This window comes from Halomonas sp., from assembly GCF_014859505.1.
Lineage (GTDB): Bacteria > Pseudomonadota > Gammaproteobacteria > Pseudomonadales > Halomonadaceae > Halomonas.
Map to the genome: position 1 here is coordinate 1 of NZ_JACUUD010000181.1, position 4515 is coordinate 4515.

A 4515-nucleotide genomic window follows, 5' to 3' on the forward strand; every position below is an offset into this window, starting at 1 on the left:
TTTATCTTCCCTTCCTTGACCCGGCGCGCCTTCTCCTCGGCAATGCGCTCCAGCAATACGCTGGCGGGTTCGTCGCTGGGGTCCTGATCCACCAGCTTGCCGCGAACGGCCAGCTCCAGGATCAGCTCGCGCAGCTTCTTGATGCCAGTCAGTTCAATCTTTCCCCTCTTTCCAGACGAGGGTCCACGTCCCGCCGTCGATTTGGCAGTGACGGCGCAGGTCCAGAGGTCGAAGTGGTCAGTAATCAGCTCGCTCGCGCTCATACCTGTTCGCCCTCCTTGGCAGTGGCGTGGCTTAGTGCATCGCCGAGGATCTCCTTGATCTGGTCGCGCAGTTCCTGGATCTCTGCCTGCTGCTGGCCGTACTTTGTCAGCAGTTTCTTGGGATCATGAATGATCTGCTCGCCCTGATGGGGGTTCTTGATATCCAGGTTGTACTTGCGGGCCTGGATCTCCTCGATGCCGACCTTCCAGGCCTGCTCGGTCTCCTCCCGGGCGGCGAAGCCGTCGCGCTCGTCGCCCCACCAGTCGATCTCGGTCTGGAACTCCTCGACCTTCATCGGCCGGGTCTTGCTGTAGTTCTTCACGCCCTCGGGGTAGGGGTGCTCGTAGTACCACACGGCCTCGGTGGGCCGGCCCTTTGTGAAGAACAGCAGGTTGGTCTTGATGCCGGTGTAGGGATTGAACACGCCGTTGGGCAGGCGAACGATGGTGTGCAGGTGGCACTCGGTCAGCAGCTTCTCCTTGAGGCGGGTCTTCATGCCCTCGCCGAACAGGAAGCCGTCCGGCAGCACCACGGCGGCGCGGCCGTTCTCCTTCAGCAGGTGGATGAACAGTGTCAGGAACAGATCGGCGGTCTCGCGGGTGCGGAAGGCCTGGGGGAAGTTGGTCTCGATGCCATCCTCCTCCATGCCGCCGAAGGGCGGGTTGGCGATGATCACGTCGACCCGCTCGCGGGGCCCCCAGCTGATCAGCGGGCGCGCCAGGGTGTTGTCGTGCTTGATCTGGCTGGGCACCTCGATGCCGTGGAGGATCAGGTTGGTGGTGGCCAGCAGGTGGGGCAGTGGCTTCTTCTCCACGCCGTGGATGCTGCGCTGCAGGGTCTGCTCGTCCTCCGGGGTCTTCACGTAGCGGTGGCGCTTGTGCTCGATGGTGCAGGTGAGAAAGCCACCGGTGCCGCAGGCCGGGTCCATCACGATCTCGTCGAGCTTGGGGTCTACCCGGTTGACCATGAACTCGGTGACCGCCCGCGGGGTGTAGAACTCTCCGGCGTTGCCGGCGCTCTGCAGGTCCTTGAGGATCTGCTCGTACATGTCGCCGAGCTGGTGGCGGTCATCCTGGGTGTTGAAGTCGATGCCGTCCTGCAGCCTGTTGATGACCTGGCGCATCAGCTGGCCGGACTTCATGTAGTTGTAGGCGTCCTCGAAGACGTTGCGGATCACCACGCCGCGGGTGTCATCGCCGCGGGGCTGCAGCTGCTGCAGGCCGGGGAAGAGCATGTTGTCGACGAAGTCCTTGAGCTCGTCGCCGGTCATGCCCTCGGGGTCGGCGGCCCAGCGGCGCCAGCGCAGCGGTTCCGGGATCGGCGAGCGGTAGTTCTCATTGAACATCTCCCACTCCTGCTCCCGGTCGTCGAAGATCTTCAGGAACAGCATCCAGACGAGCTGGCCGATACGCTGGGCGTCGCCGTCGACGCCCACGTCCTTGCGCATGATGTCCTGGATGGACTTGATGGTGCTGCTGATGCTCATGGGGGTGTCGATTCCTTGCAATGCTGGGCAGATGTCGGCTCATCCACAGGCGGAAGCGCCGACATCGGGGTGTGGATAACGCCGGGTGGCGCGATGGCGAATGGCGACAGGATACCGATCAGCCGCCGGACTGGTAGAGGGCATCCTCCAGTTCGTGCACGGCACGGGTGTAGCCGGGCTTGCCGCCGAAGGCGCGGACCAGCTCCATGGGCGCGCCGATCGCGCTGAAGGGGGCCAGGGTGAGCACCTTGGGGTCCTCGATGGGCTCGATCCCCGAGTCGGCATATTTCTCCACCAGCGACTCCAGCACCTGGCGGGCCTGGCCCTCGTAGCGGGTGAAGATGTCGCGCTTCTTCACCTGCTCGGCGCGCTCACGGCGGGTCAGCGGCGGGCGGTCGAAGGCGATATGGCAGATGACGTCGAAGGGGTCGGGCTCGTCGCCCCAGGCCTTGCCCAGCTCGGCCGCCAGTTCCTCCCAGAGCACGCCCTGTTCGGCCAGCTCGTCGAGGATCGCCTGCTTGCGCTCGGCGTCGTGCCAGCGGCGCAGGAAGTCGTCCAGCGAAGCGAACTGCTCCTTGACCTTCTTGCGGGTGTAGTCGCGCAGACTCTCGGTGATCAGCTTGCCGTCCGGGCCGAGGTACTGGACCCGCTCGGCCACCACGCTGACCTCCACGTCATCGACCACGTACTTCACGCGCTTGGCGGGGCCCTCCTCGCCGCCGAACTCGCCGTTGCTGAAGCCGGTGCCGAAGGCATCGTCGCTCTGCCAGGTGGCGCCTTCCTCCAGCTCGTAGCCGGCGAGGCCCTCTTCGACGCCTTCCGCCTGGGCTTCTGCGAGCGCCTCGGCGCTGTCGCCGGGCGCGACGTCGTCCTCGGCCAGCTCGTCATCCGGCGTGATGGGGTCGTCGCCCCTGGGTTGGTAGACCTTTACCGGGTCGCCATCGAAATCCGGATCGGCGAACAGCTCGGTGGCCTTCTTGAAGTCGAGAATAGTGAACCAGTGCTTGTGGTAGTCATCGTTGATGCGGGTGCCGCGGCCGATGATCTGCTTGAACTCGGTCATCGACTGGATGCGCTGGTCGAGCACGATCAGCTTGCAGGTCTGGGCGTCGACGCCGGTGGTCATCAGCTTGCTGGTGGTGGCGATGACCGGATAGCGCGCCTCGGGGTTGATGAAGTTGTCGAGCTCCGCCTTGCCCTCGGCCTCGTCGCCGGTGATGCGCATCACGTACTTGCGGTTCTCGGCCACGCGCTTCGGGTTGAGGTTGACCAGCGCCTGGCGCATGCGCTCGGCGTGGTCGATGTCCTCGCAGAAGACGATGGCCTTCTGGTAGGGGTCGCTCTGCTCCAGGAACTCGGTGATCTTGCGGGCCACCAGCTCGGTGCGCTTCTCCAGTACCAGCTGCTTGTCGAAATCCTTCTGGTTGTAGATGCGGTCCTCGATCTCCTGGCCGAGCTTGTCCACCTGGCCCTTGCTGGGCCGCCAGCCCTGCAGGTCGCGGTCGATGTCCACCCGCACCACCTTGTAGGGGGCGAGGAAGCCGTCCTCGATGCCCTGCCTGAGCGAGTAGGTGTAGACCGGCTCGCCGAAGTAATCGATGTTGGAGACTTCCTTCGTCTCCTTGGGCGTGGCGGTCAGGCCGATATGGGTGGCCGAGGAGAAGTAGTCGAGGATCGCGCGCCAGGCGGAATCCACCGCCGCGCTGCCGCGGTGGCATTCGTCGATGACGATCAGGTCGAAGAAGTCCGGCGAGAACTGCTTGTAGATGTTCTGCTCTTCCTCGCTGCCGGTCACCGCCTGGTAGAGCGAGAGGTAGATCTCGTAGGACTTGTCCACCGTGCGGTGGGTGACCTTGGTCATCGCCTGGCCGAACGGCTTGAAGTCGTTGTTCTTGGTCTGGTCGACCAGGATGTTGCGGTCGGCCAGGAAGAGGATGCGTTTCTTCTGCTTGGCCTTCCACAGCCGCCAGATGATCTGGAAGGCGGTGAAGGTCTTGCCGGTGCCGGTGGCCATCACCAGCAGGATGCGGTCCTGGCCGCGGGCCACCGACTCCACGGCGCGATTGATGGCGATGCGCTGGTAGTAGCGCGGGCTGCGGCCGCTGCCGTCATCGTAGTAGGGCTGCTCCACCACCGGGCGCTGGGTGGGGCCGATGCCCTGGTAGCGGCAGTAGCGCTCCCAGAGCTCCTCCGGGGAGGGGAAGTCATCGAGGCCGAGCACGGTTTCGGTCTGTCCGCCCAGCCCGGTGCGGTCGTGGAACAGGAAGCCGTCGCCGTTGCTGGCGAACACGAAGGGCACGTCCAGGGCATCGCTGTAGGCCAGCGCCTGCTGCATACCGTCTCCCAGGGAATGCTTGTTGTCCTTGGCCTCGATCACCGCGATGGGCTGGTGTTTCTGGTAGCTCAGCAGGTAGTCGGCGCGACGACGCTTGCCGCGGGTATGCAGCCGCCCGCGCACGATGATGCGCCCGGCGGTGAACGACACCTCCTCGCGCACCTGCACCTGAATGTCCCAGCCGGCACGCTCCAGCGCCGGGGTGATGAACTTGGTGCAGATGTCCCGTTCGCTGAGGGCCTTCTTGTCCATGGCAGCATCCTGCTGGTCGGTGGCGGGGCGGCGGTGGTAGTTACCTAAGCTTACGCTACAGGAGCAAGCTAAGCATCCTGTGCCAGGCATGGGTGGTATGAGCTGACTCCAGCCACACCGCCGGGGCGCCTGCGGCGCCATTCGCCGGGCAGAGCCCATCTCCCACCAGTAGCCTGAA

The 4515-nt window shown here is 64.7% G+C and carries 2 protein-coding genes and 1 pseudogene; all 3 read right to left on the minus strand.

Annotation, left to right across the window (positions count from 1 at the left end; genetic code table 11):
- Nucleotides 1-263, minus strand: a pseudogene (locus tag IBX53_RS14865) (restriction endonuclease subunit S); the annotation flags it as partial.
- Nucleotides 260-1750 (minus strand): class I SAM-dependent DNA methyltransferase, encoded by a 1491-nt coding sequence (locus IBX53_RS14870; protein ID WP_290910778.1) that lies wholly within the window; start codon nucleotides 1748-1750, stop codon nucleotides 260-262. The gene IBX53_RS14870 and the pseudogene IBX53_RS14865, both read right to left, overlap by 4 nt.
- A 118-nt stretch (nucleotides 1751-1868) precedes the next feature.
- Nucleotides 1869-4337 (minus strand): EcoAI/FtnUII family type I restriction enzme subunit R, encoded by a 2469-nt coding sequence (hsdR, locus tag IBX53_RS14875; RefSeq protein WP_290910781.1) that lies wholly within the window; start codon nucleotides 4335-4337, stop codon nucleotides 1869-1871.
- Nucleotides 4338-4515: the final 178 nt, after the last annotated feature.